Origin of the sequence: Collinsella sp. HCP3S3_E5, from assembly GCF_052067635.1 — a bacterium.
Lineage (GTDB): Bacteria > Actinomycetota > Coriobacteriia > Coriobacteriales > Coriobacteriaceae > Collinsella.
Genome location: NZ_JBQHQF010000045.1, coordinates 1 through 2,626 on the forward strand (window position 1 = coordinate 1; position 2,626 = coordinate 2,626).

Here is a 2,626-nt window from a genome sequence, read left to right on the forward strand (position 1 = left end):
GCTTGCGGACAGGGTCGAGGCGGCATAGGATATCAACCGTATTCCAGATTCTGGGACGCCGGGCCGACTCGCTTCGGATCGGGCACTACACCAACTTTCTCGACACTACCGATAATTCAATCTTTTTCAAACGAAATACAAGGGGTCTCGGAAATGAAATGCGCATATTGCGGGAAAGAGGCAAAGGGAACCAGAGAACACATCATTTCGTGTTCTGTATTGGATTTGTTTCCAGAATGCTATCTCACATTTGATGAAGCAAGAGGCGTGGTGCATCAAGCCGACCCCATAGTCAAGGATGTGTGCGCGGAATGCAATAACGGAAAGCTTTCCTATATTGACACTTACGCCAAGAATTTTATTAGTCGGTACTTCACGCGAAGATATACCGAAAATGACAAGGTTAAAATTGAATTCAACTATACCATGATTCAGAAAATGCTACTCAAGTACGCATTTAACGATTCAAGATCACGCTCGGAATGCTGCACATTTTTCGACGATGAAATACTTCATTACCTCTTAAACGAAGCCGATGATTCGCCAAAAGAATACGTGACCGTACTTTGCGGGCTCGCCACAAATGTCACTCCCCTTCCAGATGCAGCGTTCGGGAATCTTAAATTACGCTGGTGTAAAGATCCCCTCTTTCTTTCAAACAGTACTGTGAGGCATATAGACTACGACACAGGCAAAATTATTCTCAACGAAGACGTAGAGACAGAACGCTTTCCTGACCTGCAACTCTCATATGCTTTTAGGTTCAACAGCGTCCAATTCGTGTTGCTATGCTGGAATAAATCGTCAAAAAAAATCGAGACAAACAATGTGATATTGCGAAACCAGTACCCCTATCACTTTATGAAAACAGCTGAGGAAACAGCCATTTTGCCCGTATGCACCGACGAGATGAACTATTATCATTTCGAGCATATTCACGTGAAGTGGGATGGCTTGTTCGAAGTCGGAAGAATGAGAAAACTTGCGAGTGGAGAAAGCTGCCGATATAAAGAGCGGCTTGAGAAGGAATGGGAAAAAGAGGAAGAAATACTTAAGCGTTCCCACCCACGATGACAGCGATTTACAAGGAAATCGGAACTTGCTCAGTGTCGAAGGATAATCGCCTCCGGTGCATTCCTCGATTCGCGTGAGACGAGTTTGCTGCCTACGGTCGGTAATGCTCAGGCCATAAGCGATGCATGGGATCTGGTGATTTTCAAAAACCGGCAGAGTCCCCACTTCCAATATTGTTCATAAATGACCTGGGCCCTGCGGAAGGAGAAGTCGTGCGCGATCCCGAACTGGCGATAAAACCAATGCCCCCATCCGCCGTAATCAACAATTTTGTAGATGGAGCTAAGGATAGCAACTACGAAATATATTTACGCGAGCTAATCAACAGCTCCACCTATTTCCTGGATAAAGGCAAATCGACATACAGCGGACCTACGTCAGAGGAAGCTGGCCAATGCGATGCTATTTCTAAAGAATACGAATTGGATTTCAAATTACTCGATTCGCAGACCAAACTGATGGCAGACAGCGTCCTCAAGGAACAGCCTATGGTCCTTGCTTCCGGGGTTGTAGCGTATACCGAATGCAAAAATCCAGGTGGAAAGGTCAAGGCAACGAGACTTCATGCCGCAATGCGTGAATTGTCCCTCGATGACCTCGAAAACATTCGTCGCACTAAGACAAACCGCACCAACATACAAAACGACATACCGCAAATTCTCGAAGTCGTTGAAGTGAATAAGCATATCCTGATGCTGTTCCCCTATATATTTTCGTTTGGACAAGAACTCCATTCGGAAGATCCCGCAGAAACGATAAGGGCAGCGCTGAATGACGACTTCAGGAATCTGTTTCTATATCGGGAGAAGATGAGCCCTGGATTCGATACGTATCTCACAACAGTGTTTTCTAATGCATTTCTGATATTCAGGATTATTCACGGTGAATTCTCGTTAGCCGAATCCGTCCCAACCGCAAATACGCCAACATACAGGCAACTGCTTGATTACGGCAACATGTGGGGCTAGCAAATCAACAAATTGAACTATCAAGAAAGGAAAAACGTTCGCTTCTATCTTCAAAGCACGATTTCCGTTTGGCGTAGACGGTGTTTCGCGACAGGCCCGTTTTCCTGGCGACCTCGGATATCGAGTCGCCCCGCTTCCTCATCTGCCGTATAGAATGAACCGCGGACATGATGATCATACCCTTCCGACCTCCCTGGTTGTTACTTCTAGGCAACAACCAAGTTAGCCGATTGTGTTGGTCGGCATGTCTGCCGTTGTGTTCAAAACGATCGTGTCGGCGTGTCCTATCTCAAGCTACCGCATACAACCCCTCGCGTGGACGGTATCTATCGTATAGCCACCTGAAGCACGGTACTCCTGTTTGCGCAGCACGTTGACGTCAAAAGCAATCGTCGCAATCCCCACAAGAACACCGAGCACTACAAGCGCGAAGTAGAGACCAGGCGTAAAAGGCCCGAAGCCACTGTCCGGCAATTGGTTGATTTCCGATCTCAGCCGAACACATTGAGCTGATGGCTCGCTCCCGCAGTTAACCGAACGCCCCCGCGGCCCCTCTCGGGCCCCGGGGGCGCCATTTTCCCAGT

General features: G+C 47.4%; 3 protein-coding genes. 2 read left to right on the forward strand and 1 reads right to left on the reverse strand.

The window, feature by feature from the left end; genetic code table 11:
• Both ACTM82_RS08840 and ACTM82_RS08845 read left to right on the forward strand, forming a co-directional pair.
• Positions 1 to 1,074, forward strand: a 1,074-nt coding sequence (locus tag ACTM82_RS08840; protein WP_441088547.1) for a hypothetical protein, incomplete at its 5' end; no start/stop codon positions are given.
• 212 nt (positions 1,075 to 1,286) lie between these two features.
• The gene (locus ACTM82_RS08845; RefSeq protein ID WP_441055846.1) at positions 1,287 to 2,042 is read left to right on the forward strand and encodes a hypothetical protein; all 756 of its coding nucleotides are present in this window, start codon (positions 1,287 to 1,289) and stop codon (positions 2,040 to 2,042) included.
• 4 nt (positions 2,043 to 2,046) lie between these two features.
• Here ACTM82_RS08845 and ACTM82_RS08850 read toward each other — a convergent pair whose 3' ends face one another.
• Complete coding sequence (locus ACTM82_RS08850) at positions 2,047 to 2,220, reverse strand: helix-turn-helix domain-containing protein (protein WP_441055844.1); 174 nt, start codon at positions 2,218 to 2,220, stop codon at positions 2,047 to 2,049.
• Positions 2,221 to 2,626 lie beyond the last annotated feature (406 nt).

Coding starts and splice junctions, on each gene's coding strand:
- ACTM82_RS08850 (WP_441055844.1), bottom strand. CDS start 2,220: ATGATCATCATGTCCGCGGTTCATTCTATACGGCAGATGAGGAAGCGG.